This is a genomic window from Streptomyces sp. NPDC007905, assembly GCF_042959345.1.
In the GTDB taxonomy this organism is placed as follows: Bacteria; Actinomycetota; Actinomycetes; order Streptomycetales; family Streptomycetaceae; genus Streptomyces.
In genome coordinates this window covers 141,681-167,001 of the sequence record NZ_JBIBKS010000016.1, presented here as the reverse complement: position 1 = coordinate 167,001, position 25,321 = coordinate 141,681, and the positions used below count along the sequence as shown (strand labels likewise).

Here is a 25,321-nt window from a genome sequence, read left to right as displayed (position 1 = left end):
CACCGCGTCCGGTGGCGGGCGAACAGTCATGATCAGGCCAGTGGTGCGGCCTTAAACGGAACGACTGGAACCGGGGCTTCCGACTCGGGCGGAGGGGCGTGCGGGATCGGGGCGTCCTCACATCAGCGGGGTGAGGAACCGGCGCAGGCGTTCCTGGTACTCCTGGGGGTCCGCGTTCCACATCGCCGCGTGCGGGGCCTGCGGCACCGTGTGCAGGGCGACGCGCTCGGGGCGGCGGGCGGCGAGGCGGCGGGAGTACTCCCACGGGGCGACCGTGTCGTCCGGGCCGTGGACGATCAGGGTGGGCACGTCGAGCCGGTCGGGGTCGGTGATCTCGGCGACCCGGTCGGCGTGCAGCCCGGCGCGGCCCTGCGCGGCCCGCACCGCGAGCGGCAGCAGGGCTTCCGGGGTGCCGCGGGCCTGCGCGAGGGCGCGCAGCGTGGCCTGCCAGCTGAGCACCGGCGAGTCGAGGACCAGCCCTGCTATGCGGTCGCGCACGGCGGAGTGCTCGGCGGCGCGCAGGGCCATGGTGGCGCCGGTGGACCAGCCGAGCAGGACGACCCGGCGGGCGCCGTAGCGGACGGCGTAGCGGATCGCCGCGTCCAGGTCGCGCCACTCGGTCTCGCCGAGGTGATGGAGGCCGTCCGGCGGGCGCGGGGCGCCGAGGTCGCCGCGGTAGGCGAGCGCGAGGACCGGCAGGCGGCGGCCGTGCAGGAACTCCATGACGTTCAGGGCCTGCTCACGGGTGGTGCCGAGGCCGTGCACCGCGATCACCCAGAGGTCCCGGTTGCCGGGCACGAACCAGGCGGGCAGGGCACCGAGTTCGCCGGGCACGTCGACGTCCGCGTGGTCGAGTCCCAGGGCGGCGCCCGGGTTGCCGACGTACACGTTCGGGGTGAGCCACACGGCGTCGCCGGGGGCGAAGGTGCCGTGCGTGACACGGATCAGGCGGCGCACGACGGTGTCCGCGGTGTGCTCGGCCGTTTCGAGGACGGGACCGACGACCGCGTGGGAGCCGTCACCGGCCAGGCCGTAGGTGCCCGGGCGCAGCGAGGCCAGATCGCGGGTGAGGGTGATCCGGCCCGCGGCCGTGCCGTGCACGGTGAGCCGGGGTTCCGTGGGCAGCGGACGGCCCGGCGGCGCCTTCAGCGCGGCGTCGCTGGCGAGACGTCCGGCGGCGACGGAAGCCGCGCCGGCGGCCAGGACGGCGGTGAGTGCGGCGGCGGTCGCTCTGACGGTGCGCACGGGTCCAGTGTCGTGGCGGTCCGTGCGGACGGCCAGTGGAAGGGCGGGCGGGCGGGGGGTCCCCCGGGGCGTGCGGGGGCTCGGCGGCGCGGGGATCCGGGGCCGCGGCCGGGCGCCGTCGCGGCGGAGCCGGTCGAGAAGGGGCCGGAGCAGGGGGCTGGGCGGCAAGGGGTCACCTCCGTTGGCCGTACCCCTTCAAACGTGCCCCGGCTTCGGCCATGTGTGCCTCCGACAACAGGGAAGGCGTCAGCCCCGGTACCGAGGACGCCGTCAGCCACAGGCGGCACATCCACTCCAGTTGGGCGGTGCGGTCGTAGGCCTGGTCGAGGGTGGTGCCGTAGGTGATCGTGCCGTGGTTCTGCAGCAGGCAGCCGGAGCGGCCGGCGAGGGCGCGGAGCATGTTCTCTGCCAGCTCGTCGGTGCCGTAGGTCGCGTAGGGCGCGACACGGACGGGGCCGCCGAGGGCGGCGGCCATGTAGTGGATCGGGGGAAGCCCGGTCACGAGAGTGGAGACGGCCGTGGCGTGCACGGCATGGGTGTGGACGACGGCGCGGGCGTCGGTGGTGCGGTAGACGGCGAGGTGCATGGGCAGTTCGCTGGTCGGCACGAGCGCGCCGAGCACCTGCTCACCGGCGAGGTCGACGCCGGTGATGTCGTCCGGGGTCAGCCGGTCGTAGGGCACGCCCGAAGGCGTGACCAGCACGAGGTCCCCGACGCGCGCCGAGACGTTACCGGAGGTGCCGACGACCAGCCCGTCGGCGACGGTCCGGCGGGCCGTCGCGACCAGCGCCTGCCAGACGCGCGCCGCTTCCTCTTCCGCATTCCGCCGCTGTTCAGCCATGCCGCGATCCTGCCAGCCGGCCCGGCAGGGGGCGGTCCGCCCGCGCATTTCAGGTCGGAAGTCGCACCGCCGAACGGGTGGACATGGCCTTGAAACATCCGGAATCGGCTTTTCCACACGATCGCCGGTCATTCAATGATCTTTCCTGCTCGCTGGACGACGTTCCGCCGCCTCTCCAGGGGGACGCATGGCTCGTGATCGCACATCCTCCCGCTTCCGCCACCGCGTCGGCGCCCTCGCCGCCGCCACGGCGGCGCTGGCCCTCGCGGGCGCCCAGGCCGCGTCCGCCGTCTGCGCCGTGTCGCCGGTGGCCGCGATGGGCCTGCCCCGGGGGCACGACGTGTCGTCCTACCAGAAGCACGTCGACTGGCCGGCCGCACGGTCGGAGGGCGCTCGGTTCGCCTACGTCAAGGCGACCGAGGCCACGACCTACCGCAACCCCTATTTCGACCGGCAGTACGACGGCGCGCGCCGGGCCGGCCTGATCCGCGGCGCGTACCACTTCGCGCGGCCGGACAGGTCCTCGGGCGCCGAGCAGGCCGCGTACTTCGTGCGGCACGGCGGCGACTGGCGGGCGGACGGCTGGACGCTGCCGCCCGCGCTCGACATCGAGTACAACCCGTACGACAGGCGGGACAAGTGCTACGGGCTGGGCCAGGGGCAGATGGTCCACTGGATCCGGTCCTTCAGCGAGGAGGTCGCACGGCAGACCGGCCGCCGCCCGGTGATCTACACCACCGCCGACTGGTGGGACGCCTGCACCGGCGACAGCCGCGCCTTCGCCTCGGACCATGCTCTGTGGATCGCCCGTCACGGCTCCTCGGGCCCGGGATCGCTGCCGGGCGGGTGGTCGGACTGGACCTTCTGGCAATACGGCGACCGGGGCGGCCTGCCGGGTGACCAGAATCTCTTCAACGGGCCGCCGAGCCGGCTGCGGGCCTTCGTGCGGGGCTGGTAGCCAAGCGGCATATGGGGCGTCGGGCGCGAACGGAACTCCGATCCCCTGTTATCGACACCCTCACGCCTGCCCCAGTTCATCTTCCGTTCACCCAGGTTGCCTACGGTCCAACAGCCAACGACCTCGAACGATTGCCTGGGTAAATGGAAAACTTCTCGCTGATCCTCGCGATTGTGGTAATAACCGCACTCGCGTTCGATTTCACGAACGGTTTTCACGACACCGCCAACGCGATGGCCACGACCATCTCGACCGGTGCGCTCAAGCCCAAGGTCGCGGTGGCCATGTCCGCCGCCCTCAACCTTGTAGGCGCTTTCCTCTCCGTGGAGGTCGCCAACACGATCTCCAAGGGTCTCGTCGATGAGAACGGCATCCGTCCCGAGGTCATCTTCGCCGCCCTGGTCGGCGCGATCCTCTGGAACCTGATGACCTGGCTGGTGGGACTGCCCTCCAGCTCCTCGCACGCTCTGATGGGCGGCCTGATCGGCGCCACCGTCGCCTCCGCGGGCTTCGGCGCCGTCCACGGTGACGTCCTGGTCACCAAGGTTCTGCTCCCGGCCGTCGCCGCCCCGGTGGTGGCCGGTGTGGCGGCCATGCTCGCCACCCGCTTCTCCTACGGCATCGGCGGCACGGCCGACGGCGAGGCCACCCGCAAGGGCTACCGCGCCGGTCAGATCGCCTCCGCCGGCCTGGTCTCCCTCGCGCACGGCACCAACGACGCGCAGAAGACGATGGGCATCATCACCCTGGCGCTGATCGCGGGCGGTGCCATCGCCCCGGGCTCCAACCCTCCCACCTGGGTGATCCTCTCCGCGGGTCTGGCCATCGCACTCGGCACCTACATCGGCGGCTGGCGCATCATCCGCACCATGGGCAAGGGCCTGACCGACCTGGAGCCGCGACAGGGCTTCGCCGCCCAGACCAGCGCGGCCACCGCCATCCTGGCCTCCTCCCACCTCGGCTTCTCCCTCTCGACCACCCACGTGGTCTCCGGCTCGGTGATGGGTGCCGGTCTGGGCCGCAAGGGCGGTGTGGTCCGCTGGTCCACCGCGACCCGCATGGTCGTCGCCTGGGCCCTCACCCTCCCGGCCGCCGCCCTGGTCGGCGCGCTCGCCGAGTCCGTCACGGACCTGGGCGACTGGGGCACCGCGGTCGTCGCCGTCTTCCTGGTCGGCGCCAGCGCCGCGATCTGGAAGTTCTCCCGGCGCGAGGTCGTGGACAGCGCCAACGTCAACGCCGTCGACGGAACCGAGGAGCCGGCCGGCGTGGTGACCGCCGCCATCGCCGCGGTGACCCCGCCGCCCACGGGCACCCTCACCGTCACCGAGGACCTGACGGCCACGATCCCGGCTCCGGCCGCGACCGACACCGCGGCGCCGGCGGTTCCGCCGGCCGCGACGGTCTGACCCCGAGCACCCGGTAACTGAAGGAAGCATCCCCATGAAGATCGACTGGGCGGCTCTCGGCTCCGTCTTCGGCGTCAGCCTCGCGTTCACGGTGGGCGTGGTGGCCCTGTTCACCCTCGGCATCAACGGCCTGTCGCGACGCGAGAAGGCCACCGCGCAGGGCAACTCGGCGGCGCTCACCGCGACCGGTGCGTACGTGTGCTTCGCCGCGTGCGCGGCCGCGGTGGCCTACGGGATCTACCTGATCGTGGCCAAGCCCTGACCCACCGTCCGAAAGGCTCCTTGCCGGCGTGTCCCGGCAAGGAGCCTTCCGCATGCCCGGACCTCACCGGTGTGGGGCTCAGCACACTCTCCCCTCGCAGGTCAAAGGCAAGTTGACGGCCCTTCCGGGCGCGTGGTGGACTGCCCGGGCCATGTACGGCGGCAGAGAGGAAGCCGGTGCGAATCCGGCGCGGTCCCGCCACTGTCACCGGGGAAGGAATCCCGGGAGCCAGGAACTCTCACCGCCGGTCTCGTCGAACCAGGGCGCGGACACCCTGAGTGAGGACATATCGCCATGCGCGGCTGCCGATTGAGGTTCAGTAACCGGGTTCTGCCTGCCCCCGCGGCCGGCTGAGCCGATGGGTGCCGATCGCTTCTACGCGTACGGCGCCGCCGCCGGCCTTCTCGGCGACCTGCTCCTCGGCGATCCGCGCCGGGGGCATCCGGTCGCCGCGTTCGGGCGGGCCGCCGGGGCCGTGGAACGTGTGCTGTGGCGCGACCACCGTGGGTGGGGGGCGCTGCACACGGGGGTGTGCGCCGGGGGTGCCGTCGCGCTCGGGGCTCTCGCCGAACGGGCCGTACGCCGGTCTCCCGCCGCCTCCGTCGCCCTGACCGCCGCCGCCACCTGGGCCGTCGTCGGGGGTACTTCCCTCGCGCGGGAGGCCCGGGTCATCGGGCACGCCCTCGCGGCCGGCGACGTGGCGGCCGCCCGCGAGCGGCTGCCGCATCTGTGCGGCCGTGATCCGCAGGCGCTGGACACCCACGGGATCGCCCGGGCCGTGGTCGAGTCGGTCGCCGAGAACACCTCCGACGCCGTCGTGGGCGCGCTGGTGTGGGGTGCCGTGGGCGGGGTCCCCGCGCTGCTCGGGTTCCGGGCCGTCAACACCCTGGACGCGATGGTGGGGCACAAGTCGCCCCGCTTCCGGCGCTACGGCTGGGCCTCCGCCCGCCTCGACGACGTCGCCGGGTGGCCGGGTGCGCGGTTGACCGCCGTGCTCGCCGCAGCGGCCGGCCCCGATCCCCGCGGCGCGCTGCACGCCTGGAAGGCCGACGCGCGCAGGCACCCGAGCCCCAACGCCGGGCCCGTGGAGGCCTCGTTCGCGGGCGCCCTCGGTGTGCGGCTGGGCGGGACGCTCTCCTACGGCGGCCGCGTCGAACACCGGCCCGTTCTGAACGGGGGCACCGGGCGGGCCGTCCGGGTCACCGACATCGACCGGGCCGTACGGCTCTCCCGCCGCGTCGGCCTGCTCGCGCTCGGCGTCACGGTCGCCGGGCGCCGACTCGTGAAGGGACGTGGGAAGTGAACGGTGGTCTCCTCGTCGCCGGCACCACCTCCGACGCCGGCAAGAGCGTCGTGACGGCCGGGATCTGCCGGTGGCTCGTGCGCCAGGGCGTGAAGGTGGCGCCCTTCAAGGCGCAGAACATGTCCCTCAACTCGTTCGTCACCCGGGAGGGCGCGGAGATCGGGCGGGCGCAGGCCATGCAGGCCCAGGCCTGCCGGGTCGAGCCGACCGCGCTGATGAACCCGGTGCTGCTCAAGCCGGGCGGCGAACAGAGCAGCCAGGTGGTGCTGCTGGGCAAGCCGGTGGGCGAGCTGAGCGCACGCGGGTATCACGGCGGGCGCCAGCAGCGGCTGCTCGGCACCGTGCTGGACTGCCTGGCCGAGTTGCGGGGCACGTATGACGCGGTGATCTGTGAGGGGGCCGGTTCGCCCGCGGAGATCAATCTGCGGCGGACGGACATCGTGAACATGGGGATCGCGCGGAACGCGCGGCTGCCCGTGCTGGTGGTGGGCGACATCGACCGCGGGGGCGTCTTCGCCTCCTTCTTCGGGACCGTCGCCCTGCTCTCGCCCGAGGACCAGGAGCTGGTCGCCGGGTTCCTGGTGAACAAGTTCCGGGGGGACGTCTCGCTGTTGGAGCCGGGCCTCGACATGCTGCACGGGCTCACCGGGCGGCGCACCTACGGTGTGCTGCCGTTCCGGCACGGGCTCGGCATCGACGAGGAGGACGGGATGGGGGTCCCCCCGCGCGAGCGAAGCCGAGCGTGGGGGAGGGTCTCGCCGCACGGCACCGTACGGGAGTCCGCGGTGGTACCGCCGGTCGGCGAGGACGTGCTGCGGATCGCCGTCTGCGCGATCCCGCTCATGTCCAACTTCACGGACGTGGACGCGCTGGCCGCCGAGCCGGGTGTCGTGGTGCGGTTCGTGGACCGGCCGGAGGAGCTGGCCGACGCCGACCTGGTGGTGATCCCGGGCACGCGCGGGACCGTGCGGGCGCTGGAGTGGCTGCGGGAGCGGGGTCTTGCGGACGCGCTGGTGCGCAGGGTTGCCCAGCACCGGCCCGTCCTCGGCATCTGCGGCGGCTTCCAGATCCTCGGCCGGCACATCGAGGACGAGGTCGAGTCGCGGGCCGGCCAGGTCCCGGGGCTCGGAGTGCTCCCCGTGCGGGTGCGCTTCGCCCGGGAGAAGACCCTGACCCGGCCGGTGGGTGAGGCCCTCGGCGAACCGGTCGAGGGATATGAGATCCACCACGGAGTGGCCGAAGTCCTGGGCGGGGAAGCCTTCCTGGACGGCTGCCGGGTCGGGCAGACCTGGGGGACCCACTGGCACGGCTCCCTGGAGTCGGACGGCTTCCGGCGGGCCTTCCTGCGCGAGGTGGCGGCCGCCGCGGGGCGCCGCTTCGTACCGGCCCCGGACACGTCCTTCGCCGCGCTGCGCGAGGAGCAGCTCGACCGGCTCGGCGACCTCATCGAACAGCACGCGGACACGGACGCGCTGTGGCGGCTCATCGAGTCCGGCGCGCCGCAAGGACTGCCTTTCATTCCACCGGGAGCGCCCGCATGAGCACAGTGTTGTTGTTGTCGACCGCCGACACCGATCTGCTGGCGGCCCGGGCCTCCGGCGCCGGCTACCGGATCGGCAATCCGACCCGGGTGGACGTCACGGAGGAGCTGCCGGCCCTGGTCGAGGGCGCGGACATCGCCGTCGTACGGCTGCTGGGCGGCAAGCGCGCCTGGGAGGACGGGCTCGCCGCGCTGAAGGCGTCGGGCGTGCCGACCGTGCTGCTGGGCGGCGAGACCGTGCCGGACGCCGAGCTGATGGCCGAGTCGTCGGTTCCGGCGGGTGTCGTGGCGGAGGCGCTGAAGTACCTGGTCGAGGGCGGCCCCGCGAACCTGACCGAGCTGGCCCGGTTCCTCTCCGACACCGTGCTGCTGACCGGCGAGGGGTTCGAAGCGCCCCGGAAGATGCCGGAGTTCGGGGTGCACGGCGCGTACGAGATCCGGGACGGCCGTCCGACCGTGGGCGTGCTCTTCTACCGGGCGCACGAGCTGAGCGGCAACACCGCCTTCGTGGACACGCTGTGCGACGCGATCGAGGCGCACGGCGCCAACGCCCTTCCCGTGCACTGCGGTTCGCTGCGCGGCGCGGACCCCGGGCTCTACGAACTGCTGGGGCGGGCCGACGCCCTGGTCGCCACCGTGCTCGCCGCGGGCGGTACGCACGCCTCGCAGGCCTCGGCGGGCGGCGACGAGGAGTCCTGGGACATCGGAGCACTGGCCGATCTCGACGTGCCCGTGCTGCAAGGGCTCTGCCTCACCTCCTCGCGGGCGGCCTGGGAGGCGTCGGACGCCGCCCTCTCCCCCATGGACGCGGCGATGCAGGTCGCGATCCCCGAGTTCGACGGACGGCTCGTCACCGTCCCGTTCTCCTTCAAGGAGCAGGGTCCGGACGAGGTCCCGGTGTACATCGCCGACCCCGAGCGGGCCCGGCGGGTGGCCGGAATCGCCGTACGGCACGCCCGGTTGAAGCACAAGCCGAACGCCGAGAAGAGGATCGCGCTGGTCTTCACCGCCTACCCGACCAAGCACTCCCGGGTCGGCAACGCGGTCGGTCTGGACACGCCCGCTTCGGCGGTACGGGTGCTGGACGCCCTCAGGGACGCGGGATACGGCCTCACCGCGCACCCGGACAACGGCGACGAGTTGATCCACCGGCTCATCGAGGCCGGCGGGCACGACGTCGAGTGGCTGACGGAGGAACAGCTGGCGGCCGCCCCCGCGCGGGTGCCGCTCGCCGACTACCGGGCGTGGTTCGACACGCTCGACCCCGGCCTGCGGAACGCGATGCTCGAGGCGTGGGGCGAGCCGCCGGGCAGCCTGTACGTGGACGGCGACGACATCGTCCTCGCCTGCCTGCGGTTCGGGAACGTGGTCGTGATGATCCAGCCGCCGCGCGGCTTCGGCGAGAACCCGATCGCGATCTACCACGACCCCGACATGCCGCCCTCCCACCACTACATGGCGGCCTACCGCTGGCTGGAGAACAGTTTCGGCGCGGACGCGCTCGTGCACATGGGCAAGCACGGCACGATGGAGTGGCTGCCCGGCAAGGGCCTCGGGCTGGGCGCCGGTTGTGCTCCGGACGCCGTGCTCGGCGATCTGCCGCTGATCTACCCGTTCATCGTCAACGACCCCGGCGAGGGCACGCAGGCCAAGCGGCGCGGTCACGCCACGGTGGTCGACCACCTGGTGCCGCCGATGGCGCGTGCCGACACCTACGGCGACCTGGCCAAGCTGGAGCAGCTGCTGGACGAGTACGCGCTCGTCTCCGACCTGGACCCGGCGAAGGCACCGGCCGTGCGCGCGCAGATCTGGACGCTGGTGAAGGCGGCCGAGCTGCACCACGACCTGCATGTGGACGCGCAGCCGGACGACGACGCCTTCGACGAGTTCGTCATGCACATCGACGGCTATCTGTGCGAGATCAAGGACGTGCAGATCCGGGACGGTCTGCACATCCTCGGCGGCGGCCCGGTGGGCGAGCCGCGCGTGAACCTCGTGCTGGCCGTGCTGCGGGCCTCGCAAGTGTGGGGCGGGCAGGCGAACGCACTGCCGGGGCTGCGGGCCTCGCTGGCGGCCCACTTCGGGCTCGTCGAGAAGGAGCTGCTGGCCGCGCCGGGAGCGCCGGTGAAGGTGCCGGTGGAGCTGACGGACCTCGTCGAGGGCCCGTCGCGTACGGCCGCCGACGCGATCGACCTGCTGGAGCAGCTGTGCCGGCGGATGGCGCAGGAGATGGAAGGGCAGGCGTGGGACGGCACGACCGTGCGCCGCGTCCTGCGTGACGTGCTCGGCACCGAACCCGCGGACGCCGTGGCGGTGCTGGAGTTCGCCTGCGCCGAGGTCGTGCCGCGGCTCGCCCGGACCACCGACGAGATCGGGCACATCCTGCGGGCCCTGGACGGCGGTTACGTCCCGGCCGGCCCCTCGGGCTCCCCGACCCGCGGTCTGGTCAACGTGCTGCCGACCGGCCGGAACTTCTACTCCGTCGACCCCAAGGCCATCCCTTCCCGGCTGAGCTGGGAGGTCGGCCAGTCGCTCGCCGACTCGCTGGTCCAGCGGTATCTGCAGGACACCGGGGAGTACCCGAAGTCGGTCGGTCTGACGGTGTGGGGCACGTCGGCGATGCGCACCCAGGGCGACGACATCGCCGAGATCCTGGCCCTGCTGGGCTGCCGGCCGGTGTGGGACGACGCCTCGCGCCGGGTGACGGGGTTCGAGGTGATTCCGCCGGCCGAGCTGGGGCGGCCGCGCATCGACGTCACGGTCCGCATCTCCGGCTTCTTCCGGGACGCGTTCCCGCATGTGGTCGGACTGATCGACGACGCGGTGCGGGCGGTGGCCGGGCTGGACGAGCCGGCCGAGTCCAACTACGTGCGGGCGCACGTGGAGGAGGACGCGGCACAGCACGGTGACCGGCGGCGCGCGACGGCCCGGATCTTCGGCTCGAAGCCGGGGGCGTACGGCGCCGGCCTGCTGCCGCTGATCGACGCCCGCAACTGGCGCAGCGACGCCGACCTCGCCGAGGTCTACGCGGTGTGGGGCGGTTACGCCTACGGGCGCGGGCTCGACGGGCGGGCGGCGCGCGGGGACATGGAGACGGCGTTCCGGCGGATCGCGGTCGCGGCGAAGAACGTCGACACCCGCGAGCACGACCTGGTCGACGCCGACGACTACTTCCAGTACCACGGCGGCATGGTCGCCATGGTCCGGCACCTGACCGGCGCCAACCCGGAGGCGTACGTGGGTGACAGTGCCGTACCGGACCAGGTGAGGACCCGCACGCTGGGTGAGGAGACGCACCGCGTGTTCCGGGCCCGGGTGGTCAACCCGCGCTGGATGGCGGCGATGCGACGGCACGGCTACAAGGGCGCCTTCGAGATGGCGGCGACCGTGGACTACCTGTTCGGCTACGACGCAACGGCGGGCGTGGTCGACGACTGGATGTACGAGAAGCTCAGCGCGGAGTACGTCTTCGACCCGGAGAACCGGGACTTCATGAAGCAGTCCAACCCGTGGGCGCTGCGCGGGATCACCGAGCGGCTGCTGGAGGCGGCGGACCGCGGGCTGTGGGCCGAGCCGGACGCGGACACGCTGGAGCGGCTGCGCGCCACCTACCTGGAGCTGGAAGGCGACTTGGAGGACGACCAGTGACCACCCCCTTCCCCTTTACGGCCGTCGTCGGACAGGACGACCTGCGGCTCGCGCTGCTGCTGAACGCCGTGTCGCCGGCGGTCGGCGGTGTGCTGGTGCGCGGCGAGAAGGGCACCGCCAAGTCAACGGCCGTGCGGGCCCTTTCGGCGCTGCTGCCCGAGGTGTCCGTCGTCCCCGGGTGCCGTTTCTCCTGCGACCCGGACGCCCCGGACCCCGGGTGTCCGGACGGCCCGCACGAGCCGGGAGCCGGTATGGCGCGTCCGGCGCGGATGGTGGAACTGCCCGTCGGTGCCTCAGAGGACCGGCTGGTCGGCGCGCTCGACATCGAGCGGGCGCTCGCCGAGGGCGTGAAGGCGTTCGAGCCGGGCCTGCTGGCCGACGCGCACCGCGGGATCCTGTACGTGGACGAGGTCAACCTGCTCCACGACCACCTGGTCGACCTGCTGCTGGACGCGGCGGCGATGGGTGCCTCGTACGTGGAGCGCGAGGGCGTCTCGGTGCGGCATGCGGCCCGGTTCCTGCTCGTCGGCACCATGAATCCCGAAGAGGGCGAGTTGCGGCCGCAGTTGCTCGACCGGTTCGGGCTGACGGTGGAGGTGGCGGCCTCCCGGGAGCCGGACCAGCGGGTGGAGGTCGTACGGCGCAGGCTGGCGTACGACGACGATCCGGCCGGCTTCGCCGCACGGTGGGCCGACGAGGAGGCCGCCGTACGGCAGCGGATCGTGGCGGCACGGGAGTTGCTGCCCCAGGTGCGGCTGGGCGACGGGGCGCTCCGGCAGATCGCGGCGACCTGCGCGGCCTTCGAGGTGGACGGGATGCGCGCCGACATCGTCATGGCGCGTACGGCGACCGCGCTGGCCGCGTGGGCCGGGCGGACGGACGTGCTCGCCGAGGACGTGCGGCAGGCCGCGCTGCTGGCGCTGCCGCACCGGCGGCGGCGCAACCCGTTCGACGCGCCGGGCCTGGACGAGGACAAGCTGGACGAGACGCTGGAGCAGTTCTCGGGAGAGGGCGACGACGATCCCGACCCCGAGGGGCCCGGCGGGGGTGGTGGGCAGCCACCGGGGTCCGACGGCGGCCCGCAGGGCGGCGGGGACGCCTCCGCGCGGCCCGAGGCCGGTGAGGGCGGGGAGCCGCAGGCTTCCGGTGGCGGCGAGCAGACCCCGGCGCGTGCCGCCGAGCCGTTCCGCACGAAGGTGCTGAGCGTCCCCGGTATCGGCGAGGGTGCCGCCGGCCGGCGCTCCCGGGCGCGTACCGAGCGCGGGCGGACCACCGGGGCCAGGCGGCCCCGGGGTGCGCTGACCAAGCTGCACCTGGCGGCCACCGTGCAGGCCGCCGCCCCGCACCAGCGGGCGCGCGGGCGGTCCGGGCCCGGTCTCGTGCTGCGCCGGGACGATCTGCGGCAGGCGGCACGCGAGGGGCGCGAGGGCAACCTCGTGCTGTTCGTGGTCGACGCCTCCGGGTCGATGGCGGCGCGGCAGCGGATGAGCGCCGTGAAGGGTGCCGTGCTGTCCCTGCTGCTGGACGCCTACCAGCGGCGGGACAAGGTGGGGCTCGTGACCTTCCGGGGCGCGTCGGCCGAGGTGGCCCTGCCGCCGACCTCCTCCGTGGACGCGGCGGCGGCGCGGCTGGAGTCGTTGCCCACCGGCGGGCGTACCCCGCTCGCGGCCGGGCTGCTCAAGGCGCACGAGGTGCTGCGGGTGGAGCGGCTGCGCGATCCCGCGCGGCGGGCGCTGGTCGTGGTGGTGACCGACGGGCGGGCCACCGGCGGTCCGGAGCCGGTGGCGCTGGCGGGACGGGCGGCCCGGCTGTTCGCGGCCGGCCAGGTCGCCTCGGTGGTCGTGGACTGCGAGTCGGGGCCGGTGCGGCTCGGGCTCGCCGGGCAGCTCGCCGGTGAGCTGGGCGGTACGGCCGTCACGCTGGACGAGCTGCGGGCCGACTCGATCGCCGGGCTGGTCAGGGACGTGCAGGGGACTTCGAGGAGGGCGGCGTAATGCCTCAGGGACAGCCGAGTGTGATCCCGGACGACGGACTGACGACCCGGCAGCGGCGCAACCGGCCGCTGGTCGTCGTGCACACGGGCATCGGCAAGGGCAAGTCGACGGCCGCGTTCGGTCTCGCGCTGCGCGCCTGGAACCAGGGGTGGCCGATCGGGGTGTTCCAGTTCGTCAAGTCGGCGAAGTGGAAGGTCGGCGAGGAGAACGCGCTGCGGGTGCTCGGCGCCTCCGGGCAGGGCGGGAGCGTCGACTGGCACAAGATGGGCGAGGGCTGGTCCTGGGTCCAGCGGGACATCCAGGGTGACAACGCGACCAACGAGGAGAAGGCCCGGGAGGGCTGGGAGCAGGTCAAGCGCGACCTGGCGGCCGAGACGTACCGGCTGTACGTGCTGGACGAGTTCGCCTACCCGATGCACTGGGGCTGGGTGGACACCGAGGAGGTGGTCGACGTGCTGCGCAACCGGCCCGGTACCCAGCATGTCGTGATCACCGGCCGGAACGCGCCGGACAAGCTCGTGGACTTCGCCGACCTCGTCACCGACATGTCCAAGGTCAAGCACCCCATGGACGTGGGCCAGAAGGGCCAGAGGGGCATCGAGTGGTGACGTCCGTTCCTCGGCTGGTCATCGCCGCGCCGTCGTCCGGCAGCGGCAAGACCACCGTCGCCACGGGGCTGATGGCCGCGTTCGCCGCGCGGGGGCTCGCCGTGTCCGCGCACAAGGTGGGGCCCGACTACATCGACCCCGGGTATCACGCGCTCGCCACCGGGCGGGTGGGGCGGAACCTGGACGCGTACCTGTGCGGGCCGCAGCTGGTCGCTCCGCTGTTCCTGCACGGCGCGCAGGGGTGTGATCTGGCCGTCGTCGAGGGTGTGATGGGGCTGTACGACGGGGCCGCGGGCGAGGGGGAACTCGCGTCCACCGCCCAGGTCGCCAAGCTGTTGCGGGCGCCGGTGGTGCTGGTCGTGGACGCGTCGTCGCAGTCGCGGTCGGTGGCGGCGCTGGTGCACGGGTTCGCGTCCTGGGATCCCGAGGTGCGGGTCGGGGGCGTGATCCTCAACAAGGTCGGCTCCGACCGGCACGAGGCGCTGCTGCGCGAGGCACTGGATGCGGCCGGGGTTCCGGTGCTGGGTGCCTTGCGGCGGGCGGCTCAGGTGGACACGCCTTCCCGGCACCTGGGGTTGGTACCGGTCGCCGAGCGGCGCGCTGCCGCGGTCGAGGCGGTCGCGGCGATGGCCGCGCAGGTGGTCGAGGGGTGCGACCTGGATGCCCTGATGGCGCTGGCGCGGAGTGCCGGTGCGCTGTCGGGCGCGGCCTGGGAGGCGGCCGAGGCCGTTGCCTCGTCCACCCACGACCGTCCGACCCGGTCGGCCCGGAGGCGGGCGCCCACCGTGGCGGTCGCCGGCGGGGAGGCGTTCACCTTCTCCTATGCCGAGCACGCCGAACTGCTTGCCGCCGCCGGTGCCGACGTCGTGACCTTCGATCCGCTGCGGGATCAGGAACTGCCCGAGGGGACCGCGGGGTTGGTCGTCGGCGGTGGGTTCCCGGAGGTGTACGCCGCCGAGCTGTCGGCCAACGAGCCGCTCCGGAAGGCGATCGCCGAGCTTGCCCTCAGTGGTGCTCCCGTGGCCGCCGAATGCGCCGGACTGCTCTACCTGTGCCGGGAGCTCGACGGCCTGCCCATGTGCGCGGTCCTGGACGCCACGGCGCGGATGAGTGAACGGCTCACCCTCGGCTATCGGGACGCCGTGGCCGTCGGGGACAGTGTGCTGGCCGTCGCGGGGACGCGGATGCGGGGGCACGAGTTCCACCGCACCGTCGTCGAGCCCGGCGCCGGTGCGGCTCCCGCCTGGGGGCTGCGCGCCCCGGTCCGGCGGGTCGAAGGTTTCGTACAGCAGGGCGTGCACGCGAGTTATCTGCACACGCACTGGGCGTCCGAGCCCGGTGTGGCCCGTCGGTTCGTGGAGAGGTGCGGGACGTCATGAGCAGCAGGCTGATCGGTGTCGGGGTCGGTCCGGGCGACCCGGAGCTGGTGACCGTCAAGGGGGTCAACGCACTGCGGGCGGCCGACGTCGTCGTGGTACCCGTGATGGCTGCGCCTGACGGAAAGGACGGCGGCGAACGCGGGCGGGCCGAGGCCACGGTGTTGCACTACGTGCCCGAGGACAAGGTCGTCCGGGTGGTGTTCGCGCTGAACGAGCGGACCGACCGGGCGCGGCGGGAGGCGGCCTGGGACGCGGCCGGGGCGCGGGTCGCCGGGCTGCTGGGCAAGCACGGATCGGTCGCCTTCGCCACGATCGGGGACCCGAACGTGTACTCGACCTTCACGTATCTCGCGCAGACGATCGTCGAGCTGGTGCCGGGCGTCGTCGTGGAGACCGTGCCGGGGATCACCGCCATGCAGGAGCTGGCGGCGCGGTCGGGGGCCGTGCTCACCGAGGGGACCGAGCCGCTGACGCTGGTGCCGGTGACGGCGGGCTCCGCCGCGCTCAAGGAGGCGCTGGCCGGGCCGGGGACCGTCGTGGCGTACAAGTTCGGTCGGCAGGCCGCCGAGGTGGCGGAGGCGCTGCGGGAGACCGGGCGGATCGGGGACGCCGTGTGGGGCTCGGCGCTGGGGCTGCCGGAGGAGTCGGTGCGGCCGGCCGCCGAGCTGGACGAGGCGCCGTTGCCGTACCTGTCGACGCTGATCGCGCCGCCGCGGCGGGACGGCGGACGGGGCGGGAAGCTGTGAGCCGGCCGGTGCGGTCAGCCGCCGGAGATGCCGACCACCAGCCAGATGAAGGCCGCGCCCGCCACCGTGCACAGCAGGGTGGAGCGGGCGGGGTGCTCGTGGTGGGCCTCGGGGAGGATCTCGGCGGCGGCGAGATAGAGCAGTACCCCGCCGAAGAGGCCGAGATAGCCGCCGAGCACCGGTTCGGGGATGTGGAAGAAGGCGGTCGACAGCGCGCCCACCAGGGGTGCGCAGGCGTCGGCCACCAGCATGCCTATCGCCCGGCGGCGGGCGTTGCCGTACAGGCTCGTGAGGGTGAAGGTGTTGAAGCCGTCGGCGAAGTCGTGCGCGATCACGGCGAGCGCGACGGACGTGCCCATGCCGCCGCCCACCTGGAAGGCCGCGCCGATGGCCACACCGTCCATCGCGCTGTGGCCGACCATCGCGGCGGCCGCCGTCAGGCCCACCTCGGGCGCCCGGTGGGTGTGCTCGGCGCCGCCGTGGGCGGCCTGGCGCCCGGCCAGCGTGCGCTCCACCAGATGGGCCAGCAGGAAACCGGCCACGAACAGCAGCAGGGCCGCGGGTACGCCGAAGATCTCGCGGTCGGCCGCGTGCAGCGCCTCCGGGAGCAGGTCCAGGCCGACCACGCCCAGCATCAGACCGCCGGCCAGTCCCAGGACGAGATGGCGACGGTCGGTCACGCGCTGTGCCGTCCAGCCGCCGGCCAGCGTCATCAGGAACGCGCCGAGCGCGACGAAGACCGCCATAGGCCCCTTGCTATCCGATGGAGGCGCCTTCGCGCACATCCGGCGTCGGCCGCACTCCCCCAGACCCTGACATTTCACTGATTCCGCCTTGCGTTTCCGTACGAGAGGACCCCTTCCCATGGCCGATGCCCCCACCGGCAAGGTGACGTTCGTCGGTGCCGGCCCCGGCGCCGCCGACCTGCTGACGTTCCGTGCCGCGCGCGCGATCACGGAGGCCGACGTGGTGATCTGGGCGGCGAGCCTGGTCCAGGCGGAGGTCCTCGAGCACGCGCGCGAGGACGCGGAGATCCTGGACTCGGCCACCATGTCCCTGGAGGACGTCGTGGCCGTCTACCGGCGGGCCCTGGCCGAGGGTCTGAAGGTCGCCCGGATCCACTCCGGCGACCCGGCGCTGTGGGGCGGTACGCAGGAGCAGCTGGACCGGTGTGCCGAGATCGGGATCACGACGGAGGTCGTGCCGGGCGTCTCCTCCTTCTCCGCCGTGGCCGCGCTCGCGCAGCGCGAGCTGACCATTCCGGAGGTCGCCCAGTCCGTGGTCCTGACGCGGCTCGGCGGCGGCAAGACGCCGATGCCGCCCGGTGAGGAGGTGCGCGAGTTCGCCCGGCACGGCACCACCATGGCGGTCTTCCTGTCGGCGGCCCGCAGCGGCCAGCTGGTGCGGGAGCTGCTGGAGGGCGGCTACCCGACCGACACCCCGGTCGTCGTCGCGTACCAGGCGACCTGGCCGGAGGAGCTGGTCGTGAAGTGCACCATCGGCACGCTGGAGGAGACGGTCAAGGAGCACAAGCTCTGGAAGCACACGCTCTTCCTGGTCGGGCCGGCACTGGACGCCCACGGAACCCGGTCGCACCTGTACCACCCGGGGCACTTCCACGGCTACCGCAAGGCCGACCCGGAGGCCCGGCGGGCCCTGCGCGAGCAGAGGACGAAGAGTTGATCACGGTCGTCGGTACCGGGACGGGCGCGCCGGTCCCCGGGGACGTCCTCGCCGGGGCCGCGCTGGTCGTCGGCGGGCGGCGCCATCTGGACGCCGTGCGACTACCCGAGGGCGCCGAACGGGTCGTGCTCGGGCCGCTGGCGCCCGCCCTGGAGACGATCGGGGAGTACGTCGGCAAGGGGCTGCCGGTGGTCGTGCTGGCCTCCGGGGATCCCGGGTTCTTCGGGATCGTGCGGGCGCTGGCCGAGCGGTTCGGCGCCGGGCGGCTGGAGGTGCGTCCGGGGGTGTCGTCGGTGGCGACCGCGTTCGCGCGGATCGGGCTGCCGTGGGACGACGCGGTCGTGGTGAGTGCCCACGGGCGTGACCTGCGCACGGCCGTCAACGTGTGCCGGGCGCAGCCGAAGGTGGCCGTGCTGACCGGACCCGGGGCCGGCCCCGCCGAGCTGGGGGCCGCGCTCGGCGACGGCAGGGTCCTCGTCGTGGCGAGCGCGCTCGGCGATCCGGAGCGCGAGCGCGTGGAGCGGGTGACGCCCGCCGAGGCCGCGGCCCGGGACTGGGGTGCGGCGGTGAGCGTGGTGCTGTGCCTGGACGAGGCGCGGGCGCCGGGCGCCGTGCGCACGGTCGCCGCAGTGCCCGAGCAGCCGGTCCGATGGGCCCTGGACGAGAGCGCGTACGCCCACCGGGACTCGATGATCACCAAGTTCGAGGTGCGGGCGCTGGCCCTGGCCCGGCTCGGTCCGCGCCTGGGCGACCTGGTGTGGGACGTCGGCGCGGGCTCGGGTTCGGTGGCCGTGGAGTGCGCGCGGCTCGGCGCGGCCGTCGTCGCCGTCGAGAAGAGCCCGGACGGCGTCGAGCGGATCCGCGCCAACGCGGCCGCTCACGGTGTCTACGTACGCGTGGTGCACGGCGCGGCACCGGACGCGCTGTCCGGCCTCGACGACGACCCCGACGCGGTGTTCGTCGGCGGTGGGGGGCGCGAGCTGTCCGCGGTCGTCGACGCCTGCGCGCGGCGGGCGCGGCGGACCGTGGTCGTCGCCATGGCCGCCCTGGACCGGGTACCGGCGGCGCGCGAGGCGCTGACGCGTGCCGGGTTCACCTGTGACGGGGTGCTGTTGCAGTCGTCCCGGCTGGCGCCGCTGCCGGGCCAGGTGACCCGGCTGGCCGCGACCAATCCCGTTTTCCTGCTGTGGGGCGTCAGAACCCCGGAGTCGAGTGAAGGAGTTGCTCAGTGATCGGCCTCATTTCCGCCACCGCGGCGGGGGCGGCGGCGCGGGACCGGCTGGCCGCGGCCTGGCCGGACCGTACGCGGGTGTACGACGGTCCCGTCGGGGAGGCCGTCCGCGCCGCCTTCGCTCAGTGCGAGCAGCTGGTGTGCTTCCTGGCCACGGGCGCGACGGTACGACTGCTCGCGCCGCTGCTCGGCGACAAGGCGACGGACCCGGGTGTGGTGTGCGTGGACGAGGGCGGACGGTTCGCCGTGTCGCTGGTCGGCGGGCACGGCGGTGGTGCCAACGGACTCGCCCGTGAGGTGGGCGCGTTGCTGGGGGCCGAACCGGTGGTGACGACCGCCACGGACGCCGTGGGACTGCCGGGTCTGGACACCCTGGGGTTCCCGTTCGAGGGGTCGGTCGCCACGGTGTCGCGGGCCCTGCTGGACGGCGAACCCGTCGTCCTTGAGGCCGAGGTCCCGTGGCCGCTGCCCCCGCTGCCGACCGCGCCGCGGGGGTCGTACACCATCCGGCTCACCGACCGGGCCGTCGAACCGGGCGAGCGGGAGGTGCTGTTGCGGCCGCCGTCCCTGGTGGTCGGTGTCGGCGCCTCCAGCGGCGCGCCGGCCGAGGAGGTGCTCGCTCTGGTCGAGGACGCGCTGCGGGAGGCCGGGCTGTCCGTCGGGGCGGTGGCCGAACTCGCCACCGTGGACGCCAAGTCGGAGGAGCCCGGCATCGTGACCGCCGCCGAGCGGCTGGGGGTGCCCCTGGTGACGTACTCGGCCGGGGAGCTGGCGGCCGTGGAGGTGCCCAACCCGTCCGATGCGCCGCTCGCGGCCGTCGGCACCCCCTCCGTCGCGGAGGCGGCGGCGCTGGTGCGCGGCGGTGAACTCCTCGTTCCCAAGCGGAAGTCGGAGCGTGCCGACGGGCAGCCGGCCATGGCGACCTGTGCCGTCGTACGACGCCCCGGGCGCGGTCGGCTCGCGGTGGTCGGGCTCGGGCCGGGTGCCCGGGACCTGCTCACCCCGCGCGCGACGGCGGAGCTGCGGCGGGCCTCCGTGCTGGTCGGGCTCGACCAGTACGTCGACCAGATCCGCGACCTGCTGCGGCCGGGCACCCGGGTGCTGGAGTCGGGGCTCGGCGCGGAGGAGGAGCGGGCCCGTACGGCGGTCGCCGAGGCCCGCAAGGGGCATGCGGTGGCGCTGGTCGGCAGTGGGGACGCGGGCGTCTACGCCATGGCCTCCCCCGCTCTCGCCGAGGCGTCCGACGACATCGACGTGGTCGGCGTGCCGGGCGTGACGGCCGCGCTGGCCGCCGGGGCGATCCTGGGCGCGCCGCTGGGCCACGACCATGTCTCGATCAGCCTGTCCGACCTGCACACGCCGTGGGAGGTCATCGAGCGCCGGGTGCGGGCGGCGGCCGAGGCGGACATCGTGGTCACCTTCTACAACCCGCGCTCCCGGGGCCGCGACTGGCAGCTGCCCAAGGCGCTGGCGATCCTCGCCGGGCACCGGGAGCCGGCGACGCCCGTCGGTGTCGTGCGCAACGCCTCGCGGCCGGACGAGTCGAGCCGGGTCACGACGCTGGCCGAGCTGGACCCGGCGACGGTCGACATGATGACGGTGGTCACCGTGGGCAACACCGCGACCCGCAACATCGCCGGGCGCATGGTGACCCCGCGCGGCTACCGCTGGCAGGAGGCTGCATCGACGAGCGCCTCCGCCGCGGGACAGGAGGGCCTCCGGTGAACCGCGTGATCCACCCCATCGAGCAGGAGTCCTTCCGGCGACTGCGCGCCCGCCTGGACACCTCGCACTTCCCGCCGCTGACCCGGGCGGTGGTGGAGCGGGTCATCCACTCCGCCGCCGACCTGGAGTACGCCAGTGACCTCGTCATGGACGAGGGCGACCTGACCGAGGCGCATGCGGCGCTGCACGCCGGGGCGCCCGTCGTCGTGGACGTGGAGATGGTCGCGGCCGGCATCACCCGGCGCGAGACCGTCTGCCGGCTCAGGGACGCCACGTCGGGTCCCGGGCTGACCCGTTCGGCCCACGCGATCCGGCTCGCGTACGAGGAGGTGGGTCCCGGCGCCCTGTGGGTGATCGGCTGTGCGCCGACCGCCTTGGAGGAGCTGCTGACCCTGGACGCCTCCCCGGCGCTCGTCATCGGCCTGCCCGTCGGCTTCGTCGGCGCGGCCGAGTCCAAGGAGGCGTTGCGTGCCAGCGGGCTGCCCGCCGTGAGCAACGTGTCCGAGAAGGGCGGTTCGGCGGTCGCCGCCGCCGCGCTCAACGCCCTGCTTTACCACCCGATGCCCACCGAGGAGAACCCGTGACCACCCCGCCGCCCGCTCTGCTCATCGCCGGCCACGGCACCCGGGACGAGGCCGGAGCCGAGGCGTTCCGCGACTTCGTACGGGAGCTGGGCCGCCGCCACCCCGAGCTGCCCGTCGCGGGCGGTTTCATCGAGCTGTCCCCGCCGCCGCTGGGCGAGGCCGTCACCGAACTGGTCGAGCGCGGTGTACGGCGGTTCGCGGCCGTGCCGCTGATGCTGGTGTCCGCCGGGCACGCCAAGGGTGACATCCCGGCCGCGCTGGCCCGTGAGAAGGAACGGCACCCGGGGATCTCGTACACATACGGCCGCCCGCTCGGTCCGCACCCCGCGCTGCTGAACGTGCTGGAGCGGCGGCTGGACGAGGCCCTCGGGGGCACGGCCCGTACGCCCGGGGACCGCGCCGACGTGACCGTGCTGCTGGTGGGGCGCGGGTCCACCGACCCGGACGCCAACGCCGAGGTCTACAAGGCGGCCCGGCTGCTGTGGGAGGGGCGCGGGTACGCCGGTGTGGAGACGGCGTTCGTGTCGCTGGCGGCGCCGGACGTGCCGAGCGGCCTCGAGCGCTGCGCGAAGCTGGGGGCGGGGCGGATCGTCGTCCTCCCCTACTTCCTGTTCACCGGCATCCTGCCGGACCGGGTGCGGCGGCAGACCGAGGGCTGGGCGGCCGCGCATCCTGAGGTCGAGGTGCGCTCGGCGGACGTCATCGGGCCCGAGCCGGAGCTGCTGGATCTGGTGATGGAGCGGTACGAGGAGGCTGTCAGGGGCGATCTGCGCATGAACTGCGACTCGTGCGTGTACCGGATCGCGCTGCCGGGCTTCGAGGACAAGGTGGGGCTGCCGCAGCAGCCGCACTTCCACCCGGACGACGAGGGGCACCAGCACGGGCACCACCATCACGGGGGGCACTCGCACAGCCATGCGCACTGAGGACACCGGGGGCACCGGGGACACCGGGCACGATCTGCGGCATCACGGCGACGCCGAGGTGCGTGACGACGGGGCCGCGCTGGTCGATCTGGCCGTCAACGTCCGCGCGGACACGCCTCCGCTGTGGCTGCGGGAGGAGATCGCCGGATCGCTGGCGGCGCTGGCGGCCTACCCGGACGGGCGGACGGCCCGGGTGGCGGTGGCGGCGCGGCACGGGCTGCCGGTGGAGCGGGTGCTGCTGACGGCTGGGGCGGCGGAGGCGTTCGTGCTGCTGGCGCGGGCGCTGAAGGTGCGCCGGCCGGTCGTCGTGCACCCGCAGTTCACGGAGCCGGAGGCGGCACTGCGGGATGCGGGGCACAGCGTGGACCGGGTGCTGCTGCGGGAGACCGACGGCTTCCGGCTGGATCCGGCGGCCGTTCCCGGGGACGCGGACCTGGTGGTGATCGGGAACCCGACGAATCCCACGTCGGTGCTGCATCCTGCGGACACGATCGTCCGACTCGCCCGGCCGGGGCGTACGTTGGTGGTCGACGAGGCGTTCATGGACGCGGTGCCGGGTGAGCGGGAGGCGCTGGCGGGGCGGACCGATGTGCCCGGTCTCGTCGTGCTGCGCAGCCTGACCAAGACATGGGGACTGGCCGGGCTGCGGATCGGGTACGTGCTGGCCGACCCGGAGACCATCGTGGCCCTGGAACGGGCTCAGCCGTTGTGGCCGGTGTCCACGCCGGCGCTGACCGCGGCCGAGGCGTGTGTGGCGCCCAGGGCGCTGGCGGAGGCGGCGCACGCGGCGCATCGGATCGCGGCGGACCGGGCCCATCTGGTGGCGGGGCTGGCCGCGCTCGCGGATCGCGGGGTGCGGGTGGTGGGGCCTGCGGAGGGGCCCTTCGTGCTGGTCCGGATGCCTGGCGCCGCCGCGGTACGGCGGCGGTTGCGTGAGCTCGGCTACGCGGTGCGGCGTGGGGACACGTTTCCCGGGCTCGGTACGGACTGGGTACGGGTGGCGGTGCGGGACCGGGCCACGGTGAGCGGGTTCGTGCGGGCACTGTCGGCAGTCCTGCCGTAGTCCGCCCACCCGCCCACCTGGCCCCGTCGGCCGGACAGGGCGTCGTGTCAGCCCTTGCGGCGGCGCGCCACCGCCACCGCTCCCCCGCCCACCAGCAGCAACGCCAGTGCGCCGCCCGCGATGTACGGCGTCGCCGAGTTGCCGCCCGTCTCGGCCAGGTCGGCCCGGGCGCCCTGGGGCTTCACGCCGGCTTCCGGGTCGTGGCCCGGCACCGGGTGCCTGGCGGGTACGGGAGCCTCGCAGGTCGCCTTGGCCAGGGTGACCGTTCCTTCCACCTCGGCCACGTTGAGCTTCAACGGGTTGACGGAGACCTTGAGTTCGAGGGCGGTCGCGGCTGCCGTGCGAGAGGTGGTCCGGCGCTGGGAGAGGTCGAGGCGGACCTCTCCGACACCGGGCACCTTCACCTCGGTCGCGCCGCCTGCGGTGAGCGTGACCCGCTTGCCCAGGACCGTGACGGCGCCGAGGACGTCGGCGGAGGCGACGGGCGCCTTTCCGGCCTCGCAGGTCGCCTTGGCGGTGACGGTGCCGACCTCGATGAGGGAGAGCAGGGGCAGGCCCGGGACGTGCAGCTTGGCGTGGGCGACGCGGACCGAGCCCTCGGCGAGCTTCCCGTTCGCCGTGGCCGTGGCCGTGGCGACCTCGGCGCCGAGGACCGTGAACGGCCTGCCGCCGTCGACGCCGTCGAGCCGGGCCGTGAGCGCGGTCCTCTCGGCGCTCCGGGGTGCCTGGACCTCGTTGAGGGTGACCGCGAGCGGGACGTTCACGGTCTTGTTGAGCAGGGACACGTCGAGTCCGGTGCGGAGCACGACGGCGGAGGCGCGACCGTGGTCGGCGGTCGCGTGCGCGGCGCCCGCGCCCAGGACCGCGGGAGCCGTGGCCAGGGCGGTGACTGTCGCGACCGTGGCGAGACGGCGTGCGGGCATGCGGAAGTTGTTGCTGTTCAAGGCGGTGGGCCCCCCAGACGGAACATGCTTGGGACCCGTCAACCTTGTACGCACTGTGGGTGAACGGTCAGTGATCCGGCGTCACTTCACTCAAACGTGAATATTCCGCACAGTCCTTCGAATCACCGGGCACACGCGTTCCCTTACTCCACCACGATGCCGTTGATCACGACCCGGCGCGGTGCCGCCAGCACCCGTACGTCCGCCCTGGGGTCGCACTCGTACACCACCAGGTCGGCCGGTGCGCCCTCCTCCAGCCCGGGACGACCGAGCCAGGCGCGGGCGCCCCAGCTCGTCGCCGCGAGGGCGTCGACGGGCGGAATGCCCGCGGTGACCAGCTCGGCGACCTCCTGTGCCACCAGGCCGTGGGCCAGTGAGCCGCCCGCGTCCGTGCCGACGTACACCGCGATGCCGGCGTCGTACGCGCCGCGCACGGTGTCGTAGCGGCGCTCGTGGAGCCTGCGCATATGGGCCGACCAGCGCGGGTACTTGGTCTCGCCGCCGGCCGCGAGCCGCGGGAAGGTCGCGATGTTGACGAGGGTCGGCACGATCGCCACGCCGTGCTCGGCGAACAGCGGGATCAGGTCCTCCGTGAGGCCGGTGGCGTGTTCGATGCAGTCGATGCCTGCCTCGACCAGGTCGCGCAGCGAGCTCTCGGCGAAGCAGTGCGCGGTGACGCGGGCGCCGAGCCGGTGGGCCTCGGCGATGGCCGCCTGGGCCGCCTCACGCGGCCAGCAGGCGGACAGGTCGCCGAGGTCGCGGTCGATCCAGTCGCCGACCAGCTTGACCCAGCCGTCGCCGCGCCGGGCCTCCTGGGCCACGTACGCGACGAGTTCGTCCGGCTCGATCTCGTGGGCGTAGTTGCGGACGTAGCGGCGGGTGCGGGCGATGTGCCGGCCGGCCCGGATGATCTTCGGGAGGTCGTCGCGGTCGTCGATCCAGCGGGTGTCGGAGGGCGAGCCGGCGTCCCGGATGAGCAGGGTTCCGGTCTCCCGGTCGGTCAGCGCCTGCTTCTCGGCCGCGGCCGCGTCGACCGGGCCCTCAGGGCCGAGGCCGACGTGGCAGTGCGCGTCCACCAGGCCGGGCAGCGCCCAGCCCTCGACGGTCCGGACGTCACGGGCGCCGGCGGGGCGGTCGTAGCAGACGCGGCCCCCGACCACCCACAGCTCGTCGCGGACGTCCTCGGGCCCCGCCAGCACCCGGCCCTTCACGTGCAGCACCGCCTGATCGCTCAT

21 protein-coding genes and 1 riboswitch are annotated in these 25,321 nt (G+C 73.7%); of the genes, 16 read left to right on the top strand and 5 right to left on the bottom strand.

What is annotated here, in order from left to right:
- Window positions 1-117: 117 nt before the first annotated feature.
- Together ACFZDC_RS27395 and ACFZDC_RS27390 are read right to left on the bottom strand one after the other, a co-directional pair.
- Window positions 118-1,245 carry an alpha/beta fold hydrolase gene (locus ACFZDC_RS27395; RefSeq protein WP_391328016.1) on the bottom strand — a complete coding sequence of 376 codons (1,128 nt, stop codon included), beginning with the start codon at window positions 1,243-1,245 and terminating at the stop codon, window positions 118-120.
- Between the two features lie 172 nt (window positions 1,246-1,417).
- Window positions 1,418-2,086 carry a class II aldolase/adducin family protein gene (locus ACFZDC_RS27390; protein ID WP_391328015.1) on the bottom strand — a complete coding sequence of 223 codons (669 nt, stop codon included), beginning with the start codon at window positions 2,084-2,086 and terminating at the stop codon, window positions 1,418-1,420.
- A gap of 187 nt (window positions 2,087-2,273) precedes the next feature.
- Between ACFZDC_RS27390 and ACFZDC_RS27385 the strand changes: the two genes are divergently transcribed.
- The 10 genes from ACFZDC_RS27385 (at window position 2,274) to cobI (ending at window position 15,930) form a co-directional block, all read left to right on the top strand.
- Window positions 2,274-3,044 (top strand): GH25 family lysozyme, encoded by a 771-nt coding sequence (locus tag ACFZDC_RS27385; RefSeq protein ID WP_391328013.1) that lies wholly within the window; start codon window positions 2,274-2,276, stop codon window positions 3,042-3,044.
- Between the two features lie 143 nt (window positions 3,045-3,187).
- A complete protein-coding gene (locus ACFZDC_RS27380; protein ID WP_391328012.1) occupies window positions 3,188-4,450 on the top strand; it encodes an inorganic phosphate transporter in 1,263 nt (420 codons plus the stop codon).
- A gap of 34 nt (window positions 4,451-4,484) precedes the next feature.
- Window positions 4,485-4,712 carry a hypothetical protein gene (locus tag ACFZDC_RS27375; RefSeq protein WP_391328010.1) on the top strand — a complete coding sequence of 76 codons (228 nt, stop codon included), beginning with the start codon at window positions 4,485-4,487 and terminating at the stop codon, window positions 4,710-4,712.
- A 119-nt stretch (window positions 4,713-4,831) separates the two neighbouring features.
- A riboswitch (cobalamin riboswitch) is annotated at window positions 4,832-4,970 on the top strand.
- Between the two features lie 100 nt (window positions 4,971-5,070).
- Complete coding sequence (locus ACFZDC_RS27370) at window positions 5,071-6,015, top strand: cobalamin biosynthesis protein (protein WP_391328008.1); 945 nt, start codon at window positions 5,071-5,073, stop codon at window positions 6,013-6,015.
- Entirely contained in the window at window positions 6,012-7,556 is a 1,545-nt protein-coding gene (locus ACFZDC_RS27365) for a cobyric acid synthase (protein ID WP_391328006.1), read from the top strand. Before ACFZDC_RS27370 ends, ACFZDC_RS27365 begins: the two co-directional genes overlap by 4 nt.
- Entirely contained in the window at window positions 7,553-11,203 is a 3,651-nt protein-coding gene (gene cobN / locus ACFZDC_RS27360) for a cobaltochelatase subunit CobN (RefSeq protein ID WP_391328004.1), read from the top strand. Before ACFZDC_RS27365 ends, cobN begins: the two co-directional genes overlap by 4 nt.
- Window positions 11,200-13,197 (top strand): putative cobaltochelatase, encoded by a 1,998-nt coding sequence (locus tag ACFZDC_RS27355; protein WP_391328003.1) that lies wholly within the window; start codon window positions 11,200-11,202, stop codon window positions 13,195-13,197. The genes cobN and ACFZDC_RS27355 overlap by 4 nt, the downstream gene beginning before the upstream one ends.
- Window positions 13,197-13,805, top strand: a complete 609-nt coding sequence (cobO, locus tag ACFZDC_RS27350; RefSeq protein WP_391328001.1) for a cob(I)yrinic acid a,c-diamide adenosyltransferase — start codon at window positions 13,197-13,199, stop codon at window positions 13,803-13,805. The genes ACFZDC_RS27355 and cobO overlap by 1 nt, the downstream gene beginning before the upstream one ends.
- Window positions 13,799-15,184, top strand: a complete 1,386-nt coding sequence (locus tag ACFZDC_RS27345; protein WP_391327999.1) for a cobyrinate a,c-diamide synthase — start codon at window positions 13,799-13,801, stop codon at window positions 15,182-15,184. Before cobO ends, ACFZDC_RS27345 begins: the two co-directional genes overlap by 7 nt.
- The gene (gene cobI, locus ACFZDC_RS27340; RefSeq protein ID WP_391327997.1) at window positions 15,181-15,930 is read left to right on the top strand and encodes a precorrin-2 C(20)-methyltransferase; all 750 of its coding nucleotides are present in this window, start codon (window positions 15,181-15,183) and stop codon (window positions 15,928-15,930) included. The genes ACFZDC_RS27345 and cobI overlap by 4 nt, the downstream gene beginning before the upstream one ends.
- A 14-nt stretch (window positions 15,931-15,944) precedes the next feature.
- Here cobI and ACFZDC_RS27335 read toward each other — a convergent pair whose 3' ends face one another.
- Window positions 15,945-16,676: a ZIP family metal transporter gene (locus ACFZDC_RS27335; RefSeq protein WP_391327996.1), complete on the bottom strand. Its 732-nt coding sequence runs from the start codon at window positions 16,674-16,676 to the stop codon at window positions 15,945-15,947.
- Window positions 16,677-16,794: 118 nt separating this feature from the next.
- Here ACFZDC_RS27335 and cobM point away from each other — a divergent pair, with 118 nt between their 5' ends.
- Genes cobM through cobC form a run of 6 tightly spaced genes read left to right on the top strand, consistent with a single transcriptional unit; the run spans window position 16,795 to window position 23,142 of the window.
- Window positions 16,795-17,613 carry a precorrin-4 C(11)-methyltransferase gene (gene cobM, locus ACFZDC_RS27330; protein WP_391327994.1) on the top strand — a complete coding sequence of 273 codons (819 nt, stop codon included), beginning with the start codon at window positions 16,795-16,797 and terminating at the stop codon, window positions 17,611-17,613.
- Window positions 17,610-18,845, top strand: coding sequence for a precorrin-6y C5,15-methyltransferase (decarboxylating) subunit CbiE (gene cbiE, locus ACFZDC_RS27325; protein WP_391327992.1), 1,236 nt, complete (start codon window positions 17,610-17,612; stop codon window positions 18,843-18,845). Before cobM ends, cbiE begins: the two co-directional genes overlap by 4 nt.
- Window positions 18,842-20,569 (top strand): precorrin-3B C(17)-methyltransferase, encoded by a 1,728-nt coding sequence (gene cobJ, locus ACFZDC_RS27320; protein ID WP_391327990.1) that lies wholly within the window; start codon window positions 18,842-18,844, stop codon window positions 20,567-20,569. The genes cbiE and cobJ overlap by 4 nt, the downstream gene beginning before the upstream one ends.
- Window positions 20,566-21,153 carry a precorrin-8X methylmutase gene (locus ACFZDC_RS27315; RefSeq protein ID WP_391327988.1) on the top strand — a complete coding sequence of 196 codons (588 nt, stop codon included), beginning with the start codon at window positions 20,566-20,568 and terminating at the stop codon, window positions 21,151-21,153. Before cobJ ends, ACFZDC_RS27315 begins: the two co-directional genes overlap by 4 nt.
- Window positions 21,150-22,079 carry a CbiX/SirB N-terminal domain-containing protein gene (locus tag ACFZDC_RS27310; RefSeq protein WP_391327986.1) on the top strand — a complete coding sequence of 310 codons (930 nt, stop codon included), beginning with the start codon at window positions 21,150-21,152 and terminating at the stop codon, window positions 22,077-22,079. Before ACFZDC_RS27315 ends, ACFZDC_RS27310 begins: the two co-directional genes overlap by 4 nt.
- Window positions 22,069-23,142, top strand: coding sequence for an Rv2231c family pyridoxal phosphate-dependent protein CobC (cobC, locus tag ACFZDC_RS27305; protein WP_391327984.1), 1,074 nt, complete (start codon window positions 22,069-22,071; stop codon window positions 23,140-23,142). The genes ACFZDC_RS27310 and cobC overlap by 11 nt, the downstream gene beginning before the upstream one ends.
- A gap of 47 nt (window positions 23,143-23,189) precedes the next feature.
- Here the strand turns inward: cobC and ACFZDC_RS27300 are convergent, their stop codons facing one another.
- Both ACFZDC_RS27300 and ACFZDC_RS27295 read right to left on the bottom strand, forming a co-directional pair.
- On the bottom strand, window positions 23,190-24,086 hold the full coding sequence (locus tag ACFZDC_RS27300; protein WP_391327982.1) for an SCO1860 family LAETG-anchored protein: 897 nt from the start codon (window positions 24,084-24,086) through the stop codon (window positions 23,190-23,192).
- Between the two features lie 143 nt (window positions 24,087-24,229).
- Window positions 24,230-25,321: an amidohydrolase family protein gene (locus tag ACFZDC_RS27295; protein WP_391327980.1), complete on the bottom strand. Its 1,092-nt coding sequence runs from the start codon at window positions 25,319-25,321 to the stop codon at window positions 24,230-24,232.

Coding starts and splice junctions, on each gene's coding strand:
- ACFZDC_RS27390 (WP_391328015.1), bottom strand. CDS start 2,086: ATGGCTGAACAGCGGCGGAATGCGGAAGAGGAAGCGGCGCGCGTCTGG.
- ACFZDC_RS27385 (WP_391328013.1), top strand. CDS start 2,274: ATGGCTCGTGATCGCACATCCTCCCGCTTCCGCCACCGCGTCGGCGCC.
- ACFZDC_RS27380 (WP_391328012.1), top strand. CDS start 3,188: ATGGAAAACTTCTCGCTGATCCTCGCGATTGTGGTAATAACCGCACTC.
- ACFZDC_RS27375 (WP_391328010.1), top strand. CDS start 4,485: ATGAAGATCGACTGGGCGGCTCTCGGCTCCGTCTTCGGCGTCAGCCTC.
- ACFZDC_RS27370 (WP_391328008.1), top strand. CDS start 5,071: ATGGGTGCCGATCGCTTCTACGCGTACGGCGCCGCCGCCGGCCTTCTC.
- cobN (WP_391328004.1), top strand. CDS start 7,553: ATGAGCACAGTGTTGTTGTTGTCGACCGCCGACACCGATCTGCTGGCG.
- cobO (WP_391328001.1), top strand. CDS start 13,197: ATGCCTCAGGGACAGCCGAGTGTGATCCCGGACGACGGACTGACGACC.
- cobI (WP_391327997.1), top strand. CDS start 15,181: ATGAGCAGCAGGCTGATCGGTGTCGGGGTCGGTCCGGGCGACCCGGAG.
- ACFZDC_RS27335 (WP_391327996.1), bottom strand. CDS start 16,676: ATGGCGGTCTTCGTCGCGCTCGGCGCGTTCCTGATGACGCTGGCCGGC.
- cobM (WP_391327994.1), top strand. CDS start 16,795: ATGGCCGATGCCCCCACCGGCAAGGTGACGTTCGTCGGTGCCGGCCCC.
- cobC (WP_391327984.1), top strand. CDS start 22,069: ATGCGCACTGAGGACACCGGGGGCACCGGGGACACCGGGCACGATCTG.
- ACFZDC_RS27295 (WP_391327980.1), bottom strand. CDS start 25,321: ATGAGCGATCAGGCGGTGCTGCACGTGAAGGGCCGGGTGCTGGCGGGG.